Source organism: Paenibacillus cisolokensis (assembly GCF_050481165.1).
GTDB classification, from domain to species: Bacteria; Bacillota; Bacilli; order Paenibacillales; family Paenibacillaceae; genus Paenibacillus_AH; species Paenibacillus_AH cisolokensis.
In genome coordinates this window covers 65580-92014 of sequence record NZ_JBCNFP010000030.1, presented here as the reverse complement: position 1 = coordinate 92014, position 26435 = coordinate 65580, and the positions used below count along the sequence as shown (strand labels likewise).

20 protein-coding genes are annotated in these 26435 nt (G+C 58.6%); 1 reads left to right on the top strand and 19 read right to left on the bottom strand.

The features are described from left to right. The 8 genes from ABEV74_RS06140 to ABEV74_RS06105 all read right to left on the bottom strand — a co-directional run. On the bottom strand, positions 1 to 298 hold a 298-nt coding region (locus ABEV74_RS06140), incomplete at its 3' end, for a hypothetical protein (RefSeq protein WP_430144394.1). 380 nt (positions 299 to 678) lie between these two features. Next, positions 679 to 1557: an SMP-30/gluconolactonase/LRE family protein gene (locus ABEV74_RS06135; protein ID WP_430144391.1), complete on the bottom strand. Its 879-nt coding sequence runs from the start codon at positions 1555 to 1557 to the stop codon at positions 679 to 681. 28 nt (positions 1558 to 1585) lie between these two features. Beyond that, entirely contained in the window at positions 1586 to 2734 is a 1149-nt protein-coding gene (gene dgoD, locus ABEV74_RS06130; protein ID WP_430144388.1) for a galactonate dehydratase, read from the bottom strand. A 153-nt stretch (positions 2735 to 2887) separates the two neighbouring features. Then, complete coding sequence (locus ABEV74_RS06125; RefSeq protein WP_430144386.1) at positions 2888 to 4000, bottom strand: TolB family protein; 1113 nt, start codon at positions 3998 to 4000, stop codon at positions 2888 to 2890. A gap of 44 nt (positions 4001 to 4044) precedes the next feature. Further along, positions 4045 to 5475: a sensor histidine kinase gene (locus ABEV74_RS06120; RefSeq protein ID WP_430144383.1), complete on the bottom strand. Its 1431-nt coding sequence runs from the start codon at positions 5473 to 5475 to the stop codon at positions 4045 to 4047. Further along, entirely contained in the window at positions 5472 to 6170 is a 699-nt protein-coding gene (locus tag ABEV74_RS06115) for a response regulator transcription factor (protein ID WP_213529041.1), read from the bottom strand. Before ABEV74_RS06115 ends, ABEV74_RS06120 begins: the two co-directional genes overlap by 4 nt. Before the next feature lie 206 nt (positions 6171 to 6376). Next, on the bottom strand, positions 6377 to 7186 hold the full coding sequence (locus tag ABEV74_RS06110) for an HNH endonuclease (RefSeq protein WP_430144379.1): 810 nt from the start codon (positions 7184 to 7186) through the stop codon (positions 6377 to 6379). Between the two features lie 243 nt (positions 7187 to 7429). After that, a complete protein-coding gene (locus tag ABEV74_RS06105) occupies positions 7430 to 8713 on the bottom strand; it encodes a Gfo/Idh/MocA family oxidoreductase (protein WP_062491369.1) in 1284 nt (427 codons plus the stop codon). Positions 8714 to 8927: 214 nt separating this feature from the next. Here ABEV74_RS06105 and ABEV74_RS06100 point away from each other — a divergent pair, with 214 nt between their 5' ends. Next, positions 8928 to 9755, top strand: a complete 828-nt coding sequence (locus tag ABEV74_RS06100) for a helix-turn-helix domain-containing protein (RefSeq protein WP_430144376.1) — start codon at positions 8928 to 8930, stop codon at positions 9753 to 9755. Positions 9756 to 9774: 19 nt separating this feature from the next. On the opposite strand, the gene ABEV74_RS06095 is transcribed toward ABEV74_RS06100, so the two are convergent. From ABEV74_RS06095 to galU, 11 genes are all read right to left on the bottom strand, one after another. Further along, positions 9775 to 11589 carry a PAS domain S-box protein gene (locus ABEV74_RS06095; RefSeq protein ID WP_430144405.1) on the bottom strand — a complete coding sequence of 605 codons (1815 nt, stop codon included), beginning with the start codon at positions 11587 to 11589 and terminating at the stop codon, positions 9775 to 9777. A 279-nt stretch (positions 11590 to 11868) separates the two neighbouring features. Next, entirely contained in the window at positions 11869 to 14193 is a 2325-nt protein-coding gene (gene yicI / locus ABEV74_RS06090; RefSeq protein ID WP_430144373.1) for an alpha-xylosidase, read from the bottom strand. Between the two features lie 58 nt (positions 14194 to 14251). Next, on the bottom strand, positions 14252 to 15955 hold the full coding sequence (locus ABEV74_RS06085) for an ABC transporter substrate-binding protein (RefSeq protein WP_430144370.1): 1704 nt from the start codon (positions 15953 to 15955) through the stop codon (positions 14252 to 14254). A 103-nt stretch (positions 15956 to 16058) separates the two neighbouring features. After that, positions 16059 to 16964: a carbohydrate ABC transporter permease gene (locus ABEV74_RS06080; RefSeq protein WP_430144367.1), complete on the bottom strand. Its 906-nt coding sequence runs from the start codon at positions 16962 to 16964 to the stop codon at positions 16059 to 16061. A 12-nt stretch (positions 16965 to 16976) separates the two neighbouring features. Further along, positions 16977 to 17936 (bottom strand): ABC transporter permease, encoded by a 960-nt coding sequence (locus ABEV74_RS06075; RefSeq protein ID WP_430144364.1) that lies wholly within the window; start codon positions 17934 to 17936, stop codon positions 16977 to 16979. A 302-nt stretch (positions 17937 to 18238) separates the two neighbouring features. Continuing rightward, a complete protein-coding gene (locus ABEV74_RS06070) occupies positions 18239 to 19801 on the bottom strand; it encodes a response regulator transcription factor (protein ID WP_430144361.1) in 1563 nt (520 codons plus the stop codon). Continuing rightward, complete coding sequence (locus tag ABEV74_RS06065; protein ID WP_430144359.1) at positions 19794 to 21575, bottom strand: sensor histidine kinase; 1782 nt, start codon at positions 21573 to 21575, stop codon at positions 19794 to 19796. Before ABEV74_RS06065 ends, ABEV74_RS06070 begins: the two co-directional genes overlap by 8 nt. A 917-nt stretch (positions 21576 to 22492) precedes the next feature. Further along, on the bottom strand, positions 22493 to 23344 hold the full coding sequence (locus ABEV74_RS06060; RefSeq protein WP_430144356.1) for a collagen-like triple helix repeat-containing protein: 852 nt from the start codon (positions 23342 to 23344) through the stop codon (positions 22493 to 22495). Positions 23345 to 23600: 256 nt separating this feature from the next. Then, the gene (locus tag ABEV74_RS06055) at positions 23601 to 24119 is read right to left on the bottom strand and encodes a VanZ family protein (protein WP_430144402.1); all 519 of its coding nucleotides are present in this window, start codon (positions 24117 to 24119) and stop codon (positions 23601 to 23603) included. Positions 24120 to 24177: 58 nt separating this feature from the next. Then, positions 24178 to 25521, bottom strand: a complete 1344-nt coding sequence (tuaD, locus tag ABEV74_RS06050) for a UDP-glucose 6-dehydrogenase TuaD (RefSeq protein ID WP_062491346.1) — start codon at positions 25519 to 25521, stop codon at positions 24178 to 24180. Position 25522: 1 nt separating this feature from the next. Then, positions 25523 to 26425 carry a UTP--glucose-1-phosphate uridylyltransferase GalU gene (gene galU / locus ABEV74_RS06045; RefSeq protein ID WP_062491344.1) on the bottom strand — a complete coding sequence of 301 codons (903 nt, stop codon included), beginning with the start codon at positions 26423 to 26425 and terminating at the stop codon, positions 25523 to 25525. Between the last annotated feature and the right edge of the window lie 10 nt (positions 26426 to 26435).

Below are 26435 nucleotides of genomic sequence, written 5' to 3'. Positions count from 1 at the left end.
ATTCGCTCGCTCCAACCCCGCTGTGAACTGCCACCACTCCCGAAATGGCTTGCTTTACTCCGGCGCGGCGGCTGACTCCGGAAGATAGAACCCCAATAAAAGAACAATGCTGCAAAAGTGCAGCTTTTTCGGGCGCAAAATGACCAAAACGTGAAAATTCCTGCGATAATGCAACTTTTTTTGATCCGTTCAATTCAGATGTGCGGAATTTCCAAAAAATACTGTATTTTTGCATAATTTTACGCCATAGTCCTCTATTTGGGCCAAAATTCCTGTACTTTTGCAGAATTTTTGCCAAAGCCAATCTGCCGGATACGGGGGAAGTCGAGGCGCACCGACGGTCAGGCGACGATTTGACGGAAGTCGAGGTCGCACCGACGGGCGGGTGACGATTTTGACGGAAGTCGAGGTCGCACCGACGAGCGGGTGACGAATTGACGGAAGACGAGGCGCACCGACGGTCAGGCGACGATTTGACGGAAGACGCGGCGCACCGACGGGCGATCTTAAAAAAGCTCCGGCTTCGCCCTTTCGGTCGCATATCCCGTACCGACCGATCAAGCGAAACCGGAGCTTCTCCGGATTGCAACGTTTAACGTGACGCGAAGCAAGGAAACATGTGCGCCACACGAGCAGCTATCGAGTTTCACGGGTCAATTAGCCCCGAACCGATTGCCGTTACAAATCCCGGCAGCGGAAAGGGGCGCGCCCCTTCACGCCCGGGCGGAACCGGAACAAGCCGCCGGACAGCGGATGCTGCTCCAGCGTCTCGGTCGAAAGGCCGACGCGCGCGCTCGTGACGTACAACTCGTCGTAGTGTTCGCCTCCGAAGGCGCAGGACGTCACCAGCGGCACCGGAAGCGCGAGCGCGTCCAGCTTCCGCCCGGTTTCCGGATCCCAGCGCGTCACCTGCGATCCGCCCCAATGGGCGATCCACAGCTTCCCTTCCGCATCAAGCGTCATCCCGTCCGGATAACCGTCCTCCTCCGGCACCCGAATCGCGGTCCGCCGGCGTTCGATTCGGCCGGTCTCCCGGTCGTAATCGAATGCCGCTACCTCGCGCGTCGGCGTATCGATGTAATAGAACGTCCGACCGTCCAGACTCCAATCCAGCCCGTTCGACGTGGAAACGCCTTCAACAAGCCGGCTGATCCGCCCTGCTTCCTCCAGCCGGTACAGCGCTCCCTGTCCTGGCTTGTCCCCCATCGACATCGTCCCCGCCCAGAACCGCCCGTCCGGGCCGCACTTGCCGTCATTGAACCGGTTGGCCGGCCGATCGGCTTCCGGATCGCCAAGCGCCCGCAGCTTCTCCGTATCCCGGTCCATCGCATAGAAGCCGTGACGCATCGCGAGCAGCAGACCGCCCGATTCGGTCAGCGCCGCCGCTCCGACGTATTGATCGAGCTGATACGAGGTCAAATCGGCTTCGGCGGGGCGATATTCCCATATGCGCTTCTCCAAAATATCGACCCATACGATGGCGCCGCGTTCCTCGTCCCATACCGGACCTTCGCCCAGCGTCGCTCTTACGTCCGTCAACAGTTCCCATTTTTCCATGTCGACCGCTCCCTTTTCCGTTATCGGATTACCATTCCGCCACCGAACCGTCCGCATTGCGCCATACCGGATTGCGCCAGCGATGGCCGACAGCGGCCATCTCCCTTACTTTCGCCTCGTTGACCTGGATCCCGAGCCCCGGCTGCGTCAGCCGTTCGACATACCCGTCCTTGTATTCGAACAAGCCCGGATCGGCCAAATAATCGAGCAGGTCCGAGCCTTCGTTATAATGAATGCCCAGGCTTTGCTCCTGGATGAACGCATTCGGCGTGCAAAAATCGAGCTGCAGCGAAGCCGCCAGCGCGATCGGGCCGAGCGGACAATGGGGCGCAACCGCCACGTCGTACGCTTCCGCCATCGCGGCTATCTTCCGCACTTCCAGAATGCCGCCGGCATGGCTTAGGTCGGGCTGGATAATGTCGGCCCATCCTTCCTGCAGCAGCTGCTTGAAGCCCCAGCGCGTATACATCCGCTCGCCCGTGGCGATCGGAATCGCCGACATGCGGGCAAGCTCGCGCAGCGCTTCGTTGTTCTCCGGCAGCACCGGCTCTTCGACGAACATCGGCTTGAACGGCTCCAGCTCTTTCACCAGCGCCTTCGCCATTCCTTTATGTACCCGGCCGTGAAAATCGACGCCGATGCCGATGCCGTAGCCGACCGCTTCGCGAACCGCCGCGATATTTTGCACCGCCTGATCGATCTTCGTATTGGAATCGATCCATTCCATGTCGGCCGTTCCGTTCATTTTCAAAGCGGTGTAGCCCGCCGCCACCTGAGCCGCCGCCGCTCGCCCGACATCTTCCGGACGATCGCCGCCGATCCAGGCGTACACCCGCATCCGGTCGCGGACCGGACCTCCGAGCAGTTCATAAACCGGTACGCCGAGCGCTTTGCCTTTAATGTCCCACAGCGCCTGCTCGATGCCGGACATCGCGCTCGTCAGCACCGGCCCCCCGCGATAAAAGCCTCCACGGTACATCACTTGCCACAGATCCTCGATATGACCGGCATCCCGACCGATCAAATAATCGCCAAGCTCCTCCACTGCGGCGGCCACCGTATCGGCCCGGCCTTCCACAATCGGCTCGCCCCAGCCTTCGATGCCGTCGTCCGTCGTTATTTTCAGAAACAACCAGCGGGGCGGCACTTTAAACCGTTCGATCGTCCGAATTTTCATCGGCTCTGCTCCCTTCTCCGCACGGGTCGTCTAGTTCTCGCTGTAAATGTTTGCCTAAACAACTATTCGCCCGGAAACGCGAATTTCCTCTAATGGCAAATTAAAAACGTTCGAACCGCCTCACCGGCGGCCGAACGTTACGGTCGCGATCGTTCATTTGAAAGAAATAATATATGTCCTGAACGTATAGCCGTTCTCGCCGGGGACGAACGTCGAGGACATCAGCTTTTTCCCGGAGGGACTCCAGCGCAGCTTGTCGGTCGCGTATTGCAAATCGACGGCGATCTGCGTCGTTTTGCCGGTCGTCATATCGGCGACGAACAGGCCTTTCAAGCCGCCTTCCCGCTCCGAGACCAGATTGTACGCCAGACTGTTGCCGTCCGGCGACCAGGCGGTGCCGTAAATTTCCGTGCCGGTCGCGACGACTTTCGTCGTATTGCCTTGAGGATCCGCCACGACCAGCGACTTCTCGGTATCCGACTGATCGGCCTTCAGCACGAGCGCAAGATGTTTGCCGTCCGGCGAAGGCTCGATTCTGAAGGCGCCGTTTACCAGCTTCTTCTCTTCCCGCGTCTCCACATCGTACGCGTAAAGGTCGGAATTGTCGCCCATGATGTAATAGACGACGCTTCCCTGCTTGACCACATGGCTCAAAACGTACGTTTCGGCCTTGAACAATCTCGTCAGCTTGCCGTCAGGATCAGCCAGATAGATCGTCCCCCGCATATCAGGAAAAATAAGCCGGCCTTCCGGCGTCCAGCGTCCTTCGCTTATCGGTATGATATCGTCCCCGAGATTCGCCGCTTCCTTCGTCTCCAGGTTCATAATGACGCCGGTCGACGTCGCTTCCACGTACCGCTTGAAGAACAAATATTTGCCGTCCGGCGACACTTCCGCAAAGCCCTGATTGCGCTTCTCTTCGAGAATCGGCGTCTCGCCCGACATATTTTTGATATACAGATTGCGGACGTAGCGAAGCTCCCCTTCGACCGACTGCGGCTCGAAATTGCGGTTCTCCCTGTCGATAATGAGCCTGTCTTCGCCAAGCCAGTCCATGCCCCGCGCGCCTTCCAGCGTTTCGATATGGCTCACTTCGATTTCGCCGGTTTGCAGCTCTTCGCCGGTTTTTTCGCGCTTGTCAATGACCGTTATCGTCTTGTCCGGCTTCTCGATCACGGACTTCGACGCATTGCAACCGGACAATACGGAAGCGGCCAGCATTGCGGTACCAACCGCGACCGCCGCCTTTCGCCAAGCCCCTTTCATGATGACCCCTCCTTCGTTGTTCGATGCCGTTCCCGGCATATCTCTCAGGTTGACGTTCCCTTTCTGTCCGCTTCCTGCCGGCCGCCGCGATAGGACGGAAACGTCAGCACAAATTCGCTTCCTTCCGGCCCCGTAGCCGCAAGCTTGACCGATCCACCTTGAATTTCGGCCATCTGCTTGGCGACCGACAGCCCGAGTCCGGTCCCTCCGGACAGGCGGGAACGGCTTTTGCTCACCGTATAGAACGGCTCGAACAGACGGTCCTTCGCTTCTTCCGGAATGCCGATGCCCGTGTCGCGAACCGAAATATTTACCTGCCCGTCCTTTTCCCGGCAGCGGACATATACATGTCCGCCTTCGGTGTTGTACTTGACGGCGTTGTTGAGCAAATTCATGACGATATGCTCGAAGAGCTCGCTGTCCGCCCAAATGACGGCCGGCTCGAGATCGGTATGGATCGCGATGCCGGAACGCGCGGCAAGTCCTTGCATGCGGGCGCACATGTCCGCCAGCGCTTCCTTGACCTCAAGCGGTTTCGCATTGGAATCGAACTCGTAATGCTCGAGCGCCGACATCCGCAGCACTTTCTCCACCATATCGTGCAGCCGGTCGGTTTCCTTGGCGATATTGCCGGCGGCTTCCCGCAGCAGGGCGGGATCGTCGCCGTACATTTCGAGCAGATCGGCATAGGCCCGGATCGACGTGAGCGGCGTCTTGAATTCATGGCTGACGCTGCCGATAAACCGTTTCTGGCGGCCGAAGTTCCTTTCGATCTCGCGGCTCATGTACAGGACGCTCTCGCCGAGATCGCCGAGCTCGTCCCGGCTCTTCACCGGCTGCTCGTCGAGATATTGGCCGACCCGAATCCGGTCCGCCGCCTTGCGCAGCCGGTGAAGCGCGGCGGCGAACCGGCTGAAGTACAGGAAGCCGATCAGCGCGCTTGCGGCGACGACGACGACGCCGATCCGGAGGAACAGGCTTTGCATCGACGCCAGAAACTCGCGGTCCTTGTCGAGCGAATAGGAGAGCCCGATCATGCCGATCTGCTTGCCAGAAATCCGCAGCGGCGCAAAATAAAGCACCAGATTGCCGGTCGTCTGATAGGCGTCGTAGCCTTGACGCACATAATCCAGCGTGTCCCGGACGTCCCGGCTCCCGGAAGCCAGCGTGCTTCCGATCTCGTTGCCCCCCATGTCATAGAGCGCCACGCCCGTCGCCACAAGCGGGGTCAGCTCGGCGGCGAGACTCGGACCGCGGCCTTTCAGGAACGAATCCGGGGAAGCGAGCGGCTCGGACAGATAGGACTGGCGGATGTACAGATTGGCGATCTCGCTTTTCTGGCCAAGGCTCGCCTCCATTCGGGCCCGCTGATTGCGCTCGATTCCGTTCAGCACGAGCCAGCTGAGCAGCACGACCGTGGCGGCCAGCAAGCCGGCCATGAAGGTGCTGAATTTCCAGCGGATGCCGAGTCTCACGGCAGCTCTCCTAGCCCCTTGTAGCCGATGCCGTATACGGTTTGCAGCAGCGCCTGATAGGGCTCCCCGAGTTTTTTGCGCAGCCGCTGAATATGAATGTCGACCGTGCGGGCGCCGCCGACATATTCCATCCCCCACACCAGATCCAGCAGGTCTTCCCGGGTATACACCCGGTTCGGGCGCGTAAGCAGAAGCGCGAGCAGATCGAATTCTTTGGGCGTCAGCTCCAGCGATTTGCCGTTCAGCTTGACGGTGCGGTTATCCGCGCTGAGCGACAGCTCGCCGATCTCCACCGCCTTCGTCTCCTTCTCCCTGCCCTGGCTTTCCAGCCGCCGCAGCAGCGCCTTGGCGCGGGCGATCAGCTCGCGGATATCGAACGGCTTGGTCATGTAGTCGTCCGCTCCCAGCTCCAGGCCGAGCACCTTGTCGACAATATCGTTTTTCACCGTCAAAAAAATGATGCCGGTCTCTTCCCTGTTTTCCAGCCTGCGGCACACGTCGAACCCGTTCAGCTTCGGCATCATGACATCGAGCACGAGGAGATGCGGCCGGAACGACGCCGCCTTGGCCAGCGCTTCCTCTCCGTCAAAGGCGGTATCTACCCGGTACCCTTCCCGGCGGAAGCCGTAGGAAATCGCCCCGGCGATGCTCGCCTCGTCGTCGACGACGAGTATCCTTTTATCTTCGTTCGCCATGTTCTTCCCCTTCCAGACTAAAAGGCTGAATTGTTTCTAGTATTGGCTCGATTCCGCGTTTGACTATCATCGTAAAGAAAAGTTGTTTCGAACTGATAAACTAGAACGAAAAATATGCGTACGCCGGCGGGAGACGCCTCTAAATGCACAAAATCAGCATCCGTTCGGTCAGATGCTGATTGTCGCCGTCCGGCGCGGACCGGCCGTCACTCCTCGTCGTCGTATGCGAAGTCGAGGTGGTCCGCCTTCTTCAGATTGCAAGCCGAGCAGGCGCAGACGCAGTTCTGCGGCGTCGACAGCCCGCCCTTCGACTTGGGCAGCACATGATCGATCGTATCGCCGTATCGTCCGCAATACCGGCAAGTATAGCCGTCCCGCTGCAAAATAAGCAGCCGGAAATCGCTTTTCGTGTACAGCTTGTGAATAAGTCGCGGATGGACAATGCCGGCCGCTCCTTCGCGCACCATGCGGATCGCGACTTCCGTCTCGATTTCGGTCTGCCAGCGTTTTCCCGTTTCGCGCCGGCCGCGCAGGCGGATCATGCCCGTTCCTTTGTCGTTCAGCAGCCCCACGTCGAAAGAGAATGGGCCGCGAAACGGCACGATCCGCTTGAACGGAGGCCGCCCGATATGGATGGCCGAACGATCGTCGCCACCGCTTCCCGCCGCCGTCATCCCGTCGGCCGCTCTTCCTTTGCGCCCTCTGCGCCGCCGTTTCCGCTTGCGCTTCGCCGGCCCGGCGGGAAGCGGGACTGTCTCCCCTTCCAACCCGGCACCCGTCCCCGCGCCGTCGCCGGGCGGAAGGACGGGAACCGCTCCGGCGCCCGGCGACGCGGGTTCGACTTCCGGACCGGGCTCATAAGGCGCAAGCGGGCCCAACGGGCCGCTCGCCCCCTTCTTCCTGCGCCGGCGCTGGCAGGCCCGGCAAGTGCCGCGGCGCGCCGCCTTGCCCGCGCGCTTCGGAAAAGCTTCAATCGGCTTGGCGCTTCCGCAGACAGCGCATGTTTTGGTTTCCATGTTACATATACGCTCCGTTCGTGTACCGCAGCTTTCATCAAAATGAAACAGCCGGTTTCCTTTTTCTTTAACGATAAACAAAAATCCCTTGCATCGCAAGGGATTGCCATCTTATTCTTTCATCCGGTCCTCGCCCGGAGTGCCCCGCGGCGAATGACGGACGGCGGCGTACAGCGCGATTCGGCCTCTTCGATCGGGTCTCTGCGATTTGGCCTTTACGTTTCGCCCTCTACGATCGGGCCGCTACCGAAGCAGGCTGTCCACCTTCACCGGCTGCCCCGTGCGGATCGAATGATTCGCCGCAATGCCGGTCAGGATCGACATCGCTCCGTCCCGGTGCGTGGCGGCCCGTCGCAGCGGATCGTCCTCCGGCACGCCGAACAGATCGTTCAGCAGGATCGGATCGCCGCCTCCGTGGCCTCCTTGTTTTCTTTCGATCTCCACCCGGTACGGTTCGCCGAACATCGGAAAGACGAGAATATGCTCGCCGACGACGGCCCCTTCCAGCGCCTTGTCCCCTCCGCCGTTGACATACGACTGCTCGACCACCTTCATTTCGATCCGTCCCTTGCTGCCGTTGAACGCGACATTAAATCCTTCCCACGGCATGTAGGCGTTGAGCGAATACGTCAAGATCGCCTTGTTCCGGTAGCGGACGGTGACCCCCATCGTATCCTCGATGCTGATGCCGTCGCCGAACACGCTCTGATCGCGATGGTAGCCGTCCTCATGCTCCGCGTCAAGATACATCGCCTTCAGCTGCTCGTTGTCTTCCAGATGCAGGGCGAACGGATCGTTCCTCGCCGCCTCGCTGCCGTACGCCCGTTGATAAAACGTCGTCACGCCACGCCGTTCCGCATTTTCGCGCCCGTAAAAACGCAAATCTCCGAACGCGAAGACCGTCTCCGGCTCCGATTCCAGCCAGAAATTGACCAGGTCGAAATGATGCGTCGATTTGTGCACGAGCAGTCCTCCGCTGTTCCGCTTGTCGCGATGCCAGCGGCGGAAATAGTCGGCGCCGTGGCGCGTATTGAGCAGCCATTCAAAATGGATCGAGTACACCTCGCCGATCGTGCCCTTCATCAGCAGTTCCTTCACTTTGGAATGATGCGCCGCGTAACGGTAGTTGAACGTCACCCGCAGCTTGCGTCCGGTGCGCTCGACCGCTTCCATAATGGCGCGGCACTTCTCGTCGTCCACGGTCATCGGCTTCTCCGTAATGACGTCGCAGCCAAGCTCCATCGCCCGGATAATGTAATGATGATGGAGACGGTCGATCGTCGTGACGATAACCGTATCGGGACGCTCCTGGCGAATCATCTCGTCAAATTGTTCGGCGCCGTAAACCGGCACTTCCGGATGATCGTATTTTTCCCGCAAATAACGGTTGGCCAGCGCCATTCGCGTCCGGTTGATGTCGCAGAACGCCTTGAGCTCGCTTGTCTCGCGAAAATCCCGGGCCAACGCCCCGTAGAACATTTCGGCGCGGCTGCCGCATCCGACCAGCGCATACGTATGTTTCTTCATTCCGCTTGCTCCCTCCCCGTCAACTGCAAGCTCGCGCGCTGTCCGCGTAAGCGCTTGCTTCTGTTACAAGGATAAAGGAAAATGATTTCAATTTCTAACCGTATTCATGCTCTTTTCGCTCAAAAAATGTGTTATTATGCCTGTATCGGACCATATGCCGGACAACGCGAGGACAGGTGAAAACAAGGTCGCGCCGGCTTTCAGGAGGGTGCACATGTCCCGTAAGACGCTGTTCGTCGAACGACGCGAACGCATTTTTCCGTACGAAATGCCGAACGAGCTTCACGATCCGTATGAAATCTATTATCTGGTGGACGGCGAAAGACGTTATTTCATCGGGGACAAAACGTATACCGTGGAGCCGGGCACGCTCGTGTTCGTGCCGCCGAACGTCATCCACCGCACGCTGGACAGCCGCCAGCCCCGCCACGACCGGATTCTGATCCAGTTCCCCGGTTCGTATCTGTACGTGCCGTTCGATTCGCTGCCGCTCTACCTGGAGCCGTTCCGCATGCCGTATCCGCTGCTTCGTCTCGGCAACGACCGGGCGTCGCTCGAACCGCTATTGCTGCGCATGGTCGACGAATACAACGGCTCCGGGCCGGAGAGGGACGCCATGCTGCATGCGATGCTGTGCCAGCTGCTGCTTGCGGCCGGCCGGATGATGAGAGACGGCGCCGGGAACGCCGAAAGCGGCGAAGAGCCGAACGGGAGGCTGCAGCCGATCGTCGACCACATTCTCCGGCATTATTCGGAGCCGCTTCAACTCGGCGCGCTGGCCGCCGCCTACTATTTCAGCCCGTCCCACCTGAGCCGTCTCTTCAAGCGGACGACGGGCTTCCAGTTTTCCGAATTCGTTCAGCTTGTCCGCATCCAACGCGCGCAGGAGCTGCTTCGCACGACCGACCGCAAAGTGTCGGAAATCGCGGAAGCGGCAGGCTTCGGGAATTTGTCCCATTTTCAACACGTATTCAAAAAAATCGTTCACTGCACGCCGCTCCAATACCGGAAAGCATGGAGGCAGCGCAACCGCTCCCACTGATCCGCGCCCGTACCGGCGCTTATTCGCCGGAACGGACGGCGGCAACAAGGGCCTCCGCATCCGTCTCCGCCGGTTCCCTCTCCGTCCACCAGGCGGGCAGCAGCATGCGGAGAATCGTCCTGCCGTCCGCGCTCAGCGCTTCCAGCTCGCCTCCGTGCTCGAAAATGACGGGATAGGCGATCATGAGCGGATAACCGGTTCCTTTTGCCTTCGTATTGTAATACATCTCTCCCATTTGACGGAACCGCTCCTCCGCGTCCGCCTCGCCTGAAAACGAAATGGCCAGCTCGACCGTCTGGTCGTCGATCCGGATCAGCCTCGCGGCAATCGGCTCCTCGGCTTCCTGATGCTCATGCGCTTCCTGCAGAAGATGGCGGATCACCCGCAGCATGCGGGTCTTATCGGCCTCGATCCATACCTGTTCCTCGACTGTCTTCGTCACGACGGGAACATATCCCGGTTTGACCTCGTCGGTCCAGTTCTCCACCGCTTCTCTGACGAGCCGTTCGAAATCCAGCTTTCTCTTGTCAGCGGACGATTGGGAGGCCAGCATCAGAAAGTCGGTCACGATGCCTTCGATCTGGCGAATTTCCGACAGCATCGTCGTATAAAGATACGGCTTGGACGGACCGTTGAGCATATATTGCACGATCCCTTTGACCGTCGTCAGCGGGTTGCGGATTTCATGCGCGATCCCTGCCGTCAGATTGGCGATCACCGCAAGCTTTTCCGCCTTGCGGCGCTGCTCCTCCTTCTGCCTGTCCGGACCGGTGTCTTTCGCGATCATGTAGCAGCCGAACCGGCGGTTTCCGGCCTGGACGGGAATGGCGGTCAGGTTGAAATGACCTTTGCGCCCGTCCTTGCCGACCAGCGGCATATCGAAGTTGACCTTCAAACCGAGCAGCATCCGTTTTTCGTACCACTCGTAAAGCGGCCATTCTTCCGGCGGCAGCAGATGGCGGAAATCACGGCCGGCCAGCTCGCTTTTGCCGTAACCGGTCATGCGCTCGCCGGCGATATTGATATCGACCAGTTTTCCTTGCCCGTCCAGCGAAAATAAAATATCCGGCAGATGCATGAACAGACTTTCCCGCTCCATCGCCGATTGTTCCGTCCGCAACCGGTCGGATCTGCGGCCGAGCAGCGTTCCGGCTAGCAGCAGCACAAGCATGAGGAACAGCAGCGCGCCAGTCCGGGCAAGCAGCCGCACACCGGCTTCGTCTTCGGATATCGGCGGAAACGCTCCGGTTGCCGCCTGAACGGACGCCAGCCTGGCCGCCAATTCCGCGGCGTAATGCATGGCGGACAAAGCCGCGCCGAGCCAGGCGGCCGAATGCCATAACCGGAAGCCGCCGGCATGGCCGGCGCTTCGGTCTGCCCATACGCCAAGCAGTCCCGCGCAAGCAAGCAAAATCGCTGCGGCCCCCGACGACGCAACCGTCCAGGGATGATAGGCCGCAGCCGCCGCATGCGGCGATACGGCGCTGTCCAGCGCATGCATAAACGCGCAGCCGCAGCCGAGCGCCAGTCCGGCCAGCGCGGCATGACCCGCGCCGCCGCCCTGCAGCAGCGCAAAAGAAACGGCCGATGCCGCGATGGCGACGAGCAGGAGGACGATGACCGCATCCCATCGGAACGCCGTCTGCTCGTTCGAACCGCTTGCCATTTCCAGAACGTGGATTACCCATAATCCGAAGCCCATGGACAGGGCGCAAATCGACAGTCGTATCTTCGGACGGAATATCGGGCCGGTACCGCAAGAACGCCGCAACATGCCGAGAGAGACGTAAGAAGCGGCGACAGCCGTCGCGAAGGACAGCAGCACATGGATCACGTCATCCAAACCGTCCCGAAAAATCGCCCGCGTTCTCCTCCTGACTGATATGCAGCCAATGAACCGAAACCGAGTAACATTCCACTATCGTCTCCTCCATCTTGAATCCGACCCATTCCCGATTATATAACTCTACTAAATTTTGAACAAATACGTAACAGTTTCCATCCTGCGATTTTACTATTTTCATATAAAAAAGGTTGTCCCGGCAGCAGATTGATCTGCTCCGGGACAACCTTGACAACCCCATGACCCAAATCGGTTCTACGTGCGGATGAGCTACAGCCCGATCTCCAATACGGCGGCGCCGGCATCCGGTGTAAGCCGCACGCCCAGCGGCGTTGCCGCCGCGGTGCCGCCGCGCACGGCAGCGACGTCCTTCACGCCGCGCAGCAGCACGCTCCACCGCTTGCCGGCCGGGCCTTCGACGCTTACCGTCACGGCGCGGCCGCTGCGTGATGCGCTTGCGCGCAGCGACACAGCGCCGCGAAGATCGCGCACGATCGCGCGCGCGGTTCCGCCGTCGGCCAGCTCGAAAATATGCAGCTCGACGCCGTCGGCAAAATCGTAATCGGGACGGTCGCGGCCGGGCCCGACCGCGATGATCGAATTTTCCCGCACATACAGCGGGAGGCTGAAGTAGTCATGCTTCTCCTTGCGCCACGTCCCGCCGCGAACCGTCTCGCCGCTCAGGAAGTGCGTCCAGCGGCCTTGCGGCAAATAGAAGGACACATCCCCCGTTTCGCTGAAGACCGGCGCGACGAGCAGCGAAGATCCGAGCATATATTGCCGGTCGAGATAATCGGCCGCGGGATCTTCGGGGAATTCGAGCATCATCGCCCGCATCACCGGAATGCCGCGTTCCGCCGCTTCGGCGGCGGCATCGAACAGATACGGCATCAGCGAGCATTTGAGCCGCGTGAAATGCGACATCACATCGACCGCCTCCTGGTCGTAAAGCCACGGCACCCGGTACGATTGGTTGCCGTGCAGCCGGCTGTGCGTCGACAGCAGGCCGAATGCCGCCCACCGCTTGTACAGGTCGGCCGGGGCCGTGCTTTCGAAGCCGCCGATATCGTGGCTCCAGAAGCCGAAACCGGACAAGCCGAGCGACAGCCCGCCGCGCAAGCTTTCCGCCATCGATTCGTAATCGGCCGAGCAGTCTCCGCCCCAGTGGACGGGAAACCGCTGCCCGCCGGCCGTCGCCGACCGCGCGAACAGCGTCGCCTCCCCTTTGCCGAGCTTCTGTTCCAGCGTCTCGAATACGCATTTGTTGTACAAAAACGTGTAGTAGTTGTGCATCTTCTCCGGATCGGAGCCGTCGTCATATACGACATCGGTCGGGATACGCTCGCCGAAATCGGTCTTGAAGCTGTCCACGCCCATGTCGACGAGACGGCGCAGATGCGAGGCGAACCATTCCCATGCCTCGGGATTCGTAAAGTCGACGAGCGCCATGCCGGGCTGCCAGCGGTCCCACTGCCAGACATCTCCGTTTGGTCGGCGCACAAAGTACCCTTTGGCCATCCCTTCGTCGAACAGGCAAGATTGCTGGGCGATGTACGGATTAATCCAGACGCATATTTTCAGCCCTTTATCCTTGAGGCGGCGGAGCATCCCTTCCGGATCCGGGAATACCGACCTGTCCCATTGAAAATCGGTCCAATGCAGCGACTCCATCCAGAAGCAATCGAAATGGAACACATGCAGCGGCACGTCGCGCTCCCGCATCCCGTCGACGAACGAATTGACCGTCGCCTCGTCGTAATCCGTCGTAAACGACGTCGTCAGCCACAGGCCGAACGACCAGGCCGGCGGCAGCGCCGGCTTGCCCGTAAGCGCCGTGTACGTTTCCACCACCGCTTTCGGCGACCCGCCGCCGATTATAAAATAGTCAAGCCGTTCGCCCGCGACGCTGAATTGCACCTTGGACACCTTTTCTGAGCCGACCTCGAACGACACAAGCTCCGGATGGTTGACGAAAACCCCGTAGCCGCGGTTCGTCAAGTAGAACGGGACGTTTTTGTACGCCTGCTCCGTGCTTGTGCCGCCGTCCCGGTTCCATATATCGACCGTTTGGCCGTTTTTCACGAACGGCGTGAACCGTTCGCCCAGCCCGTATACGCATTCCCCGACGCCCAGATCGAGCTCTTCGCGGACATATGTCGTGCCGTCGGCTCCGGTGATATGGGCGAGCGAACGCGTCCGGCTGCCGGTCAGCCGCCTGTTTCCGTCATAGAAATCGACAGCCCAGGAACCCCTTCTGCGCACCCGCACGCTCAACTCGCCGCTGATAAGCCATGCTTCATCTTCATTCGCGCCGGTCTCGACCGGCGGCTCCCCATTCGCAAACAGCTCGAAGGAAGGCGTTCTTTCCCGCACCCCCTTATGCCGGAACGCCTGCACCCGAATGACGTTTTTCATCGGCGAGGAGAAACGAACCGTCAACAGCGGCAGGTCAAGCCGCGCGCCGCGATGCGTCAAATCGCGCGGAGAAGCATACGCGTCCAGCGCCGCCTCTCCCGCTCTCACATCGTGCGGATGCATCGCCTGCACCAGCTCGAATCCCGGCCGGGTCATCCATTGGCCGTCGGTAAACTTCATGTCAGCTTCACCCCGTCAGTCGATTGTTCATCGGCTCCGTTGCTTCCGTTCGCCGATGTCATTCGCTCCACAGCTCGACCGTGTCCTTCACCAGCTGCGTCATCATTTCTTCCGCCTTGCTGCTGTTCACCTTCTCCAGCTCCGCCAGCATCGTGTCGTAGATCTGGTCGAACTGGTCCGGTTTCGCCAATATCGCTTCCGGAATCCTTTTGCGCACAATATCCTGCACCTGCTGCTCGATAATCGGCAGCTCGGAGTTCTGCGGCTTCGAAATATTCCATGCCGCGCCCCACGGCTTGACCGGGAATTCGTCCTCTTTCGGATACAGATCCTTCCATGTCCTGGCGTTGTATCGGGCCAACGTTTCCTTCTCGACATCCGAATAACCGGCGATCACCTGCTCCGGGAATGACGTCGTATAATAGTTGCCCGTCGAATCTTTTACGCCGTCGCCGTATCGGACGGTATAGTTGGAATAGAGACCGATGCCGCTTTCCTTCGTAAAGGCGGCGTTGTCGTTGTTTTTGCGTTCCTGGATTTCCGGCGGAATGACGCGCTTGCCGTTCTCCATTTTGTAATGCTCGTTTTCAATTCCCCAGTTGATCAGCACCTGCCCCTCGTCGGAAGCGAGGAAATCGAGAAACTTGATCGCGCGGACCGGGTCCGGATTGCTGGTCGTGATTCCGATTCCCCAGCCGGCCATGAAGCCGGTCTGCTGGAACGAACGATCTTTCGTTTCCGTAGTCAGCTGCACCGGATAGTGGCCGTATGTCTGATCGAATCTTCCGGCTGCCTTCAGGGCGTTCTCGCCGTCCGCGAAGCCCCACTGCTGGTCGATAAGTCCAAGAACGCGGCCGGTCGCGACTTTGGCCTTGTACTGGTCGTCCTTCTGTACGAAGCTTTCGGGATCGAGTATGCCTTCGGCGTTCATCCGGTTCAGCCAGCGGAAATATTCGCGTTCTTCCGGGCGCTTGTAATGGAACGTCGCCTCGTACGTCTTGGGGTCGATGTAATATTCGCCGTCATCGGGCGCGCCCGTCGCCTGAAACGCCGGGTTGGTAACCGAGATCATAATCCGCCAATCGTCGGCAGTCAGCGACAGGCCGATGTTCGGGTTTCCGTTTTCGTCGGTCGGATGCTTCTTCAAGTAATTTTTGATGGCGTTCTCGAAATCTTCGACCGTCTTGATTTCGGGGTAGCCCGCTTCCTTGACGACGCGATGCTGGAGCGCGAACGGCCCGCCCGCGTCGAAGGCCTGATGGTTGACCGCATTATAGGTCGGAATGAAATAGATCGAGTCGTCATCCTTGCTCCACTGCAGACGCGGCATATATTCGCCGATCACTTTCTTGATATTCGGCGCATGCTCCTCGATCAGCGGACGAAGATCGATCAGCGCGCCGGCTTCCACCAGCAAACCGCCGTCACCCTTCGGCGAGATCAGATCGGGATACTGTCCGCTCGACGCGATCAGCGCGATCTTCTGCTTCGGATCGCCGACCGCGAACTCGGCGTCGAGCGTCACGCCCGTTTTGGCCGTTATCGCCTTGCCGACCGCATCCTGCATATTGTTCCAGTTCGGACTCGGATCCGCGCTGAACAGGGTGAAGGTGATCGGCTCGGTCGATGCTTCGCCCGGATTGCCGGCCGCGCCGCCCGTTTCGCCGTCCGCTTCGTCCTTCGTCCCGCAAGCCGCGAGCAGCGAACCGAACAGCGCCAGCAATACCAACAGCGATGTGATCGTTTTCATTTTCTTCCGCATGAAGAATACCCCTCCTGTTGATAAAAGATCGTAATGCGGCCGCCGCAGCGGCCCGGATATCGTATAACAGGCAAGCCTGTCTATACCGCAGATTACGCGCGGATTACGCCTTGACGGCCCCAAGCGTCATCCCTTTGACGAAATAACGCTGCAGAAACGGATACACGACCAGAATCGGCAACGTCACGACAATCGTAATCGCCATCTTGACCGACTCGGGCGACACGTTGCGCAGCCGTTCGGTCACATTGAACTGTCCCCGCATGTCGTTGCCCGTCGTCGTGCTTTGCAGCACCTTCATCAGTTCGAATTGGAGCGTTGTCAAATGCTCGGCCGACCCGTTGTACAAATACGTGTCGAACCAGGAGTTCCATTGGCCGACGGCCAGAAACAGCGCAATCGTCGCCAGAACCGGCTTGCACAGCGGCAGAATGACGCGCCAGTAGATCGTAAAATCGTTCGCGCCGTCCAGCTTTGCCGATTCCTGCAGGGCATAAGGAAGCCCGTCGATGAACGAGCGGATGACGAATACGTTGAAGGCGCTGACAAGTCCCGGAAAAATATAGACCCAGAACGAATTCATCAAGCCGAGATCGCGGATCAGAATATATACCGGAATCAATCCTCCCGACACGTACATCGTCAGCGCCAGGAAGACCGATACGAACCGGCGTCCCTGAAAATCGGGACGGGCAAGCGTGAACGCCAGCATGGAAGCGCTGAGCAGACCGAGCAGCGTGCCGACGACCGTGCGCAGCACCGAAATGTTCAATCCGGTCAGCAATCCGGAATAGCCGAAGATCGTTTCGTAGTTGGCCAAGGTAAATGCCCTCGGCCAAATATGGATGCCGCCCCGCACGGTATCGGTCGAATCGTTCAGCGAAATGGCCAGCACGTTCAGAAACGGATACAGCGTCACCGCCGTAATGATCAGCATCAGGGCGAAGTTCAGCGTGTCGAAGATGCGGTCCGACACCGTAGCGTTAAAGTAGCTTCCTTTCCGTCTCATGCCGGAGCCTCCTTACATGATGCTTTCCTTCGTCAGACGTTTGAACAGTCCGTTGGCCGCGAACAGCAATATGACGCTGACGACGGAATTGAACATGCCGATCGCCGTGCCGAATGAATACCGCCCCATGCCGAGACCGTAATTCAGCGCGTACAGATCGAGCACCATCGCGTAATCCTGCACGAGCGGGTTGCCGAGCAGAAACTGTTTTTCAAAGCCGATGCTGATCAGATGGCCGATCGACATAATAAGCAGCACCGTAACCGTCGTCCGGATGCCGGGAAGCGTTATATGCCATATTTGCCGTATGCGTCCGGCCCCGTCTACCCGCGCCGCCTCGTAAAGCTCCGGATCGATGCCCGAGATGGCGGCCAAATAAATAATCGAGTTCCAGCCGAGCTCTTTCCATAAATCCGATGCGGTCACGATGCCCCAGAAATATTCGCCTTTGGCCATCCATTGCACCGGCTGTTCGATCAGTCCGACCGACAGCAGCAATTGGTTGAACGTTCCGTCCACGGCCAGCATCTTCGTCACGATGCCCGCTACGACGACCCAGGATACGAAGTGAGGCAAGTACGACACCGTTTGGGCAAACCGTTTGAACAGACCGTTCTTGAGCTCGTTGAGCAGGACGGCGAACAGGATCGGGAACGTAAACCCGACGACCAGCCCCATAAAGCTCATCGCAAGCGTGTTGCGGAGTACGAGATAAAACCGCTCGTCGCCGAAGAGCGTTGCAAAATGGTCGAAGCCGACCCATTGCTGCTCGAAAAACGACCTTCCCGGCTTGAAATTTTGGAAAGCCATCGTCCATCCCCAGATCGGAATGTACTGAAAGACGAATACCCAGACGACAAACGGCAAAGACATCATGTACAAATATTTGTTTTTTAAAAACGTTTTCCAAAATTTTCGATTGCGCGCCTTGTGCGGCGCAGCGTTGCGGCCGGCCTGCGAAATCGACTCCATTCAACCCCTCCTTGTCTTTCGTAAAATGCCGTGGGAATCGCCAAGAACCCCGCAACCGCTCGAACGCTAGCGGAAATATCGCATCTTCAGTGTAACGGATCGCGCAAACGGACAGTACCCGACAAATCGGAGACGTTTTCATGCAAAAATTAGAGGTGATGAAGGGATGGAAAGACGAAAAAGCCCGCAGCCTCCGGAAAGCCGCGGGGCGGTGAGTATTCCATTAACGGACAAGAAAACGACGAATCCGGGAGAAGGATGCGAAAGGAAGGAACGGATGAGGACCGGTCAAGCGGGAGAAGTCATTCCCCGGAATGCTTGCCGCGAAATGCGGAAGGCGATTTTCCGGCATATTTTTTAAATTTGCTGTAAAAATAATCGACCGTCGCATAGCCGACCCGTTCGGCCACCTGATGCACCTTGAGCCCTTGCGCCAGCAGCTCCTTCGCCTTCTCCATGCGCACCTTGTCGACATAATTGTTGAAATAGTCGCCGGTCTCGCTTTTGAACAGTTTGCCGAGATAGCCGCTGTTGTAATGAAACACTTCGGCTAACGTTTCCAGCTTTAAATTCTGGTCGTAATTGCGGTGGATCAGCTCCTTCATCTGTTTGACGATCCGTTCCGGCTGCGCGGCGCCGCTCCGCTCCGCGACCGCCTCCCATATCCCGTTCAGATGCCGTCGCAGCGATTCCGCATCGGCGGTTTCGTAAATGTCCGATAGGATATCCGGCCGTTCCCGCAACAGCGAGGCCGCCGCGGCGTTGACAGCCGAAAGCTTGTGCAGCGCCGCGGATGCGATATGGGCGGCGGCGCTGCGGCATTCCGGTCCGTCCATGCCGCTTTGCTCCATCGCCTTCAGCGCATCGTTCGCAATGCGGGCGGCCGCTTCCCGGCGGCCGATATCCAGTGCCAAAAACAGCTCGTCGGCGATCTTCTCCGCATCGGGAGCCGGCGATGCGCTCGTCTCGCCGTCCCCATCGGACAGCGGCGGCAGGATGTCCCCGTCCTCACACCAGAACAGGCGCCGGTTCAGCCTGCGGGAAGCCGATGCGAACGAGCGGTCGATACGGCCGAGCGAAACGGCAATATCTCCACAAGCGCCGGCGATCCGGTCGGCCGCTTCACCGCAAAGCCCGCGCAGCGTTTCGTTCCATTCCCGGGCTTCCCGGCAGCCGCGGATGCCGTCCCGGATGACGAGACCGATGTACGGGTCTGCCGGGAACACCGCTGCCGTTGCGGATTGTCCGGCAAAGCGTTCCGCCAGCTTGCGCTTGACGGAAGCGAGCAGCCGGCCGTCATCTTCTCCGCCGCGCTTCGCCGCAAGCAGAACGACCTGATAGCCGTTCCACTCCATGCCGAGCCTTGCCGCGAGCGCGTCCCAGGACGGATCTTCGGCGGACAACGGCGAAGTGCCGTATGCCGCCGAACGGATCGCCTGCTCCCGCCGCCATTGCTCCTCCGCTTCGGACTGGCGGCGCTTTTCATGTTCCGCAACCAGCATGTCGCGGATGCGTGCGATGAAACCGGTCAGCTCGTCCTCATCGACCGGCTTGAGCAAATAGCCGTTCACGCGGTAATCGATCGCTTTTTTCGCATAATCGAAATCCGAGTAGCCGCTCAAAATGAGGAAATGAACGCCTTCGTCCTTTTCCCTGATCCGCTCGATCAGCTTCAGGCCGTCCATTCCCGGCATCCGGATATCGACAATCATCAGATCCGGCGCTTGCCGCTCGTGCTCCTCGAGCGCCTCCCGGCCGTTCGCGGCGATGCCGCATACGCGGAATCCGAACGAATGCCAATCGATGATCGTCCGCATCCCTTCGCGGATTTGAGGCTCGTCGTCCACAATCAGCACTTTATACATTCCGCTCTCTCCCCCTTGCCGGCAATTCCAATCGAATTCGCGTGCCGCGGCCGGGTTCGCTGACCATATCGTAACGGTAGGCTTCTCCGTAAGTCAGCCGCAGCCGCTGATGAATGTTGCGCAAGCCGATCCGCTGCTCGCCGCGGTCTTCGGCGTCCTCCATCGCCGCCAGCACGGCCTGCCGCCGCGCCTCGTCCATTCCGTCGCCGTTATCTTCCACGTCTATGCGCAGCATGCCGTCTTCCGTCAGTGCGGCCGAGATGCGCACATGCCCGCCTTGCTCCAGGTTTTCCAGACCGTGGATGACCGCATTTTCCACAAGCGGCTGCACGATCAGCGGCGGTACCGGAATATTCGTCGTCTCCGGTTCGATATCCAGCGTGAACGTCAGCCTGTCGGCATAGCGGAATTTTTGAATTTCCAGGTAGCAGCGGACAATTTCCATTTCATCGCCGAAACGGATGTCCGCCCCGCCGATCTCCAGGTTTTTCCGCATAAGCTTGCCGAGCAACCGCACCGTTTGCGCGATTTCGGACTGGCCGTTGATATGCGCTTTCATCCGGATCGACTCCAACGCATTGAACAGAAAATGCGGGTTGATCTGGCTCGCCATCATTTTCAGCTTGATCTCTTTCTGCTTCAGCTCCATCATGCTCTTCTGCCGGTTCGATTCATACACCTCGTCCATCAGTTCGCGGATGCTGCGCACCATTGAGTTGAACTGCCGCGACAGCTGGGCGATTTCGTCATTGCCGTCAATCGGTGAATAGGCGTTCAGGTTGCCTGCGGCCACCTTGTTGATCTCCTTGCTCAATTTTAAAATCCGCTTCGAAATCAATGCCGATACGAGCGAAATCAGAATGACCGCGACGATACAGCTGAGAAAAATAACGATCATGCCCATCGTTCCGATCCGGTCGGCCTCCGCGACGATATAATCGACCGCAAATACGGATACGATACGGAGTCCGTTGAGGCTGGAAGCGGGATGGACGTTTTCAATAATAATTTTGGACAGCTTGCCGTCCACGATCTCTTCGTACGTGCCGCTGTCGTAATTTTGAATGATCCTGCCGATGCTCGCATCGGTCAGCAGCTTGCCGGACAAGGCCGGGTTGTTCGAGGCGACGATGTTGTTGTTTTCGTCTATAATCATCGTCTCATACGGTTCCTGGTTCATGATCGCATGCAGCGTAACCGGATTGACGGCAATGACGAGTACGCCCTTTGTCCCGTATTCCGGAAAATCGATCCGCCTGACGAGGCTCAAATATTTGTTTTTCCCGGCCTGGTCCTCCACATAATACCATCTGACGGCGTTATCGGCGATCGCGGCCCGGTACCAGAAAGAATGGCGAATCGAATCGTCCGGCTGGATAAATTCCCAGTTGTTGATCAAAGTCGGATTGTCGATATAAAGCCGAATGTTTTTCAGCTCGGCGTACGTCTTGAGAAAATCGCGGAAATCGGAATACCCGCTGTAAGCTTTGAAAACGTCCAGAACGGTATCGTAACGGCTGTTTGATACCGTTTTCAATCTTCTGTCGAACAACAGCCGCTCCGAGACGATAAGCGGGATTTTAATAATATCGGACGTGCGCTGCTTGAGCCGTTCGACGTTGCTGGCCGTCTGCTGCACGGCATTTTCCAGCGCCATCTGGCGAAATTGCGCGGTGAGAAACATGCCGACGAACAGTACCGGGACGAGCACGACGAGCAAAATCGACAGAAACAGCTTGTTGCGCAGCTTCATATTGTTGAACCAGGTTGTCATCTGTCAGCAGGTCACTCCCTCCGTCGCGGCGCCGTATTCCGTTTCTATCATCTATATCATAATCGCCCGGGCGGAAAAAGAGAATGACTTTCGGCTCCGCTTCGCATCCAGCGCCTTATTCGTTCGCGCTAATCCCGCTGGGTGCCACCATTGCGTGCCTCCAGTGCCTTTTTCGCTCGCTCCACTCCCGCCGGGTGCTCGATTGCTCGCTCCACTCCCGCCGGGTGCTCAATTTCGAACCTCCAGGGCTCTATTCGCTCGCACCATCCACACTGTGAACTGCCACCGGCCCCGAAATTACTTTACTCCGGCTCCCAGCGGCTGGTATGCGGGAGATCGCAACCCTACAAAAGAACAATGCTGCAAAAGTGCAGTATTTTCGGGCGTAAAATAACCAAAACGCGAAAATTACTGCGATAATGCAGTTTTTTTGATCCTTTCAATCCAGATAAGCGAAAATCTCCAGAAAATACTGTATTTTTGCAAAATTTTGTTCCATATTTATCTATTCGGACCAAAAATTCTGCATTTTTGCAGGATTTTCTCCAAAGCAACCTGTCCGGAGACAGAGGCGCTGTATCAGGGCACATCAACGGACCGGAGACGATTTAGCGGAAGACGAGGCGCACCGACGAACGGGCGACGAGTTGACGGTAGACGAGGCACTCCGACGAACGGGCGACGAGTTGACGGTAGACGAGGCGCACCGACGAACGGGAGACGATTTAGCGGAAGACGAGGAACTCCGACGAACGGGATACGAGTTGACGGTAGACGAGGCGCTCCGACGGACCGGAGACGATTTGACGGAAGGCGCGGACGGTCTCCTATTAGAAGGGGGGATTTATAAATGCTAAAATATTAATAGGAAAGGCCGTTCCGACCAGTCGAAACGGCCTTTCCGCTATTCACGCCAATTAGTCCAGCAGCTTGTCAAGCAGCGCCCGGCCTTCCCTCAGCTCGCGGTTAAATTGAGCTTTGAAAGGCTGCAATACTTCATCGGGCTCGTAACCGGCCGCCTTCAGCTGACGGGCCGCATCCGCTATAATATCGCGGAAATCCGAAACGCATTTGGCGAAAACGACTGTTCCTTCCCTGTACAGCGCGCTCTTTTCGCTAGTCGTATCGGCTGCCAAAAATTGCAGCGCAATGCTGAACAACTGCGATTCGCACTGGTTGCGCAGCGTAACCAGCTTGCGTTTCGTCTCGTTGATAATTTGATTCTTCTTGGCCGGGTCCGGCTTGCCGGGTTTGTCCGGGTTGCCAGGCTTGTCCGGGTTGCCAGGCTTGTCCGGGTTGCCAGGGTTGCCAGGCTTGTCCGGCTTGCCAGGCTTGTCGGGCTTCCCGGGTTTATCCGGTTTGCCAGGCTTGTCCGGTTTGTTGCCTTTACCGTTGTCGTTGCCTTTTCCGTTATTGTTGCCTTTACCGTTGTTGTTACCTTTACCGTTATTGTTGCCTTTGCCGTTGTTGTCTTTGCCATTGTTGTTGTCTTTACCGCTGTCGTTACCCTTGCCATTGTCGTTGCCCTTGCCGTTGTTGCCTTTGGAGCTCGTTTGACCGGCTTTCGCTTTCTCCTGTTCTTTGGCCTTCTGGTCCAAGTTGGCCATCATTAGATCGACAAAGTAGGATATGAGCGATGAACCGTACGAAAGCGCCGTCGAATGGCTTTCTTGCTTGACCGGTACGGCTGCCGTAGCACCGGTAGCCGCCGGCAGAAGCAGTCCTGTCAGCAGAGCAATGACGAGCCCGGCCGAAACTTTGATCTTCACTTGGCAAAACCTCGCTTTCGCATATTATTTCTGTCCGCTGCCGCGGACGTGTCGAATCCCGGACCGCTTGCGGCAGCAGATGCGCGATGCCCGATTTGCGCTTTGCGGAAGAGAACGGCAGAGCGCCTCCCGCAGTTCCTGTCTCCACCTGCCGATCGGCGCCGGACTCTCCCGCCGCACGCAGTACTCGGGCCGTTCCCGGCCTGCCGGTACCATCGGCTAAAGCCGGGATATCCAGCGTCTATGTCGGCTATGATCACCTCCTCTTCGGCGTAATCCCGCCCCCGTCGCGTGCCCGCCTCTCGAGCCGCCGCTTATCGCGTACAGCAAGCTTTCTTGCGAATCTTCCCAAAGCAGCGGCGGCAAGCACGCCCAGGGCGCTCCCTGTCATATCGAGGATAACGTCCTCAAAGGTGCTGGTCCGCATAACCGAGAACGTCTGGTTCCACTCGTCCAGCAAACTTACGATCAACACCAGGACCGAAGCGATGACGCCCCGCTTCCAAACAGGCCCGCTCCGGACGGGCAACGCGGCATAAGCGAGCGCTCCGAGTATGGCGTAGACGAACAGATGAGCCGCCTTGCGAAATACGAATTCGACGAAGCGGTACGGCTCCTCCCGCGCTTCGATGACCGCTCCGCCGTAACGGATCGTGACGTCCGGCAGCAGCGCTGAAAGCCGCTCGACGCTCCAGTGGGCTCGCAGCCACGGCTTGATCGTCTGCTCCTGAAACGGTTGCGACGACCAGTTGTACAGGAGCGTAAGCCAGATCATAAGCGGCACAAGCAGCGCGATTCTTGCGACAAGTCGCTTCTTCCGGCCGTTCCCGCCGTCAGAAGTTGACCGAATACCGATCCCTCTTCTCTCCGCCCACCGGCGGTCTGCCGATGGAATGGTACTCGTAGCCGAGCTCGCTCATGACGGACAGCGGGAAGCAGTTGCGGCCGTCGACGATAACAGGCCGCTTCAGCAGCAGCCGGACGCGGGCCAAATTCATCTCGGTGACTTCCTTCCATTCCGTCAGGATGAGGCAGGCATCGCTCCCCGTCACCGCCTCCTCGACGCTGCCGGCATACTGAACCTCTGCGGGCAGCAATCGTTTGGCCGATTCCGCCGCGATCGGATCGAACGCCCGCACCGTCGCCCCCTGCTTCAGCAGTTCCGGGATAATCGTCAGCGACGGCGCCTCGCGCATATCGTCGGTATTCGGTTTGAAGGCGAGCCCGAGCACCGCCACCTGCTTGCCATTCAGCGGGCCGACCGCCTCGTTCAGCTTGTCCAGCACAACGTACCGTTGGCGGTTGTTCGTGCGGATGACCGATTTGAGCAATTCGAAATCGTAGCCCGCCTTGTCCGCGATATGAGCCAGCGCGTACGTATCCTTCGGGAAGCAGGAGCCGCCGTAGCCGATGCCCGCCTGCAAAAATTTGCCGCCGATCCGGCTGTCCAGGCCCATCCCTTCCGCCACATGCACGACGTTGGCCCCGACCCGTTCGCAAATGTTGGCGATCGCGTTGATGAACGAAATTTTCGTCGCCAGAAACGTATTGGCCGCGTACTTGATCATTTCCGCGCTTTCCAGATCCGTCTTGAAAATGTTCGTCCGGAACGGCTCATGCAGTTCCGCGATAACCGCGGCCGCCTCTTCGCTGTCCGAACCGATAACGGCGCGGTCCATGTTCATGCAATCGGAAATCGCCGACCCTTCACGCAAAAATTCCGGGTTGGACACCACGTCGAATCCGATCCACGGATACTTTTTGTTCGCCTGCACCACTTCGCGCACCAGTTCGCCGGTTCCGACCGGCACCGTGCTTTTGTTGACGATGATTTTGTACCGGTTCAAATGCTCCCCGATCTTTTTGGCGGCCTGCATGACATAGCGCATGTCCGCTTCCCCGGTTTCCGACATCGGCGTCCCGACCGCAATGTAGATGATGTCCGACGATTCGATCGCTTCCCCCACCTCGGTCGTGAAGAACAGCCTTTCTTTCTCCGTGTTGCGGGCAATCATCTCGTCAAGTCCCGGTTCGTAGATCGGCACTTCCCCGCGCCGCAGCATGTTGATCTTCCGTTCGTCCACATCGCAGCAGATGACGCGGTTGCCCACCTCCGCAAAGCATGTGCCCGAGACGAGTCCGACATATCCCGTGCCGATAACCGTAATTTTTCGCATCTTACTTCGCCACCTTGTTCAGGATTGCAAAATGCTGTTCGTACAGCGACTGGATATAAGCCAACGCTTCCTCGCGCAAGTCTTCGCGCTGCAGCGCAAAGTCCATCGTCGCCCGGATAAAGCCGAACTTGTCGCCCACATCGTAGCGGACGCCTTCGAAATTGTAGGCGAGCACGTTCTTCAGATCGTTCAGCTTCTTGATCGCGTCGGTCAGCTGGATTTCACCGCCGGCGCCCGGCGCCTGATGCTCGAGAATATCGAAAATTTCCGGCGTCAGCACATACCGGCCCATGATGGCGTAATTGGAAGGCGCCGCCTTGCGCGAAGGCTTCTCCACAAGCGTGTCGAGAAAGAAGACCGACGGTTCGATCGCGGACCCGCGCGGCGCGATAATGCCGTACTTGGAGACGTCCTCGTCGCTCACCCGCTGCACGCCGACAACCGAAGAGGAATAGCGGGAATAGACGCGGATCAGTTGGCTGAGGCACGGCTCCTGCGACTGTACGATGTCGTCGCCGAGCAGGACGGCGAACGGCTCATTGCCGACGAAGCTGCGCGCGCACCAGATGGCGTGGCCGAGCCCTTTCGGCTCCTTCTGCCGGATGTAATGGATGTTGGCCATCTCCGAAATGGAGCGGATCTGCTCAAGCTCCTTCGTCTTGCCTTTCTTGTCCAACGTCTCCTCGAGCTCGAACGACTTGTCGAAATGATCCTCGATCGCCCGCTTGCCGCGGCCACTAATGATCAAAATATCTTCAATGCCGGAGGCGATCGCCTCCTCGATAATGTATTGGATGGTCGGCTTGTCGACGATCGGGAGCATTTCTTTCGGCTGCGCTTTCGTCGCGGGCAGGAAGCGCGTGCCGAGCCCCGCTGCCGGAATGATCGCTTTACGTACTTTCATGACTTTGCCT

What these genes read in the sequence shown, in the direction of transcription:
- ABEV74_RS06065 (WP_430144359.1), bottom strand. Translation starts at nt 21,575, where the DNA reads ATGACAACCTGGTTCAACAATATGAAGCTGCGCAACAAGCTGTTTCTG.
- tuaD (WP_062491346.1), bottom strand. Translation starts at nt 25,521, where the DNA reads ATGCGAAAAATTACGGTTATCGGCACGGGATATGTCGGACTCGTCTCG.
- yicI (WP_430144373.1), bottom strand. Translation starts at nt 14,193, where the DNA reads ATGAAGTTTACCGACGGCCAATGGATGACCCGGCCGGGATTCGAGCTG.
- ABEV74_RS06125 (WP_430144386.1), bottom strand. Translation starts at nt 4,000, where the DNA reads ATGAAAGGGGCTTGGCGAAAGGCGGCGGTCGCGGTTGGTACCGCAATG.
- ABEV74_RS06100 (WP_430144376.1), top strand. Translation starts at nt 8,928, where the DNA reads ATGTCCCGTAAGACGCTGTTCGTCGAACGACGCGAACGCATTTTTCCG.
- ABEV74_RS06085 (WP_430144370.1), bottom strand. Translation starts at nt 15,955, where the DNA reads ATGCGGAAGAAAATGAAAACGATCACATCGCTGTTGGTATTGCTGGCG.
- ABEV74_RS06110 (WP_430144379.1), bottom strand. Translation starts at nt 7,186, where the DNA reads ATGGAAACCAAAACATGCGCTGTCTGCGGAAGCGCCAAGCCGATTGAA.
- ABEV74_RS06115 (WP_213529041.1), bottom strand. Translation starts at nt 6,170, where the DNA reads ATGGCGAACGAAGATAAAAGGATACTCGTCGTCGACGACGAGGCGAGC.
- ABEV74_RS06080 (WP_430144367.1), bottom strand. Translation starts at nt 16,964, where the DNA reads ATGAGACGGAAAGGAAGCTACTTTAACGCTACGGTGTCGGACCGCATC.
- ABEV74_RS06135 (WP_430144391.1), bottom strand. Translation starts at nt 1,557, where the DNA reads ATGGAAAAATGGGAACTGTTGACGGACGTAAGAGCGACGCTGGGCGAA.
- ABEV74_RS06105 (WP_062491369.1), bottom strand. Translation starts at nt 8,713, where the DNA reads ATGAAGAAACATACGTATGCGCTGGTCGGATGCGGCAGCCGCGCCGAA.
- ABEV74_RS06055 (WP_430144402.1), bottom strand. Translation starts at nt 24,119, where the DNA reads ATGATCTGGCTTACGCTCCTGTACAACTGGTCGTCGCAACCGTTTCAG.
- ABEV74_RS06075 (WP_430144364.1), bottom strand. Translation starts at nt 17,936, where the DNA reads ATGGAGTCGATTTCGCAGGCCGGCCGCAACGCTGCGCCGCACAAGGCG.
- galU (WP_062491344.1), bottom strand. Translation starts at nt 26,425, where the DNA reads ATGAAAGTACGTAAAGCGATCATTCCGGCAGCGGGGCTCGGCACGCGC.
- dgoD (WP_430144388.1), bottom strand. Translation starts at nt 2,734, where the DNA reads ATGAAAATTCGGACGATCGAACGGTTTAAAGTGCCGCCCCGCTGGTTG.
- ABEV74_RS06070 (WP_430144361.1), bottom strand. Translation starts at nt 19,801, where the DNA reads ATGTATAAAGTGCTGATTGTGGACGACGAGCCTCAAATCCGCGAAGGG.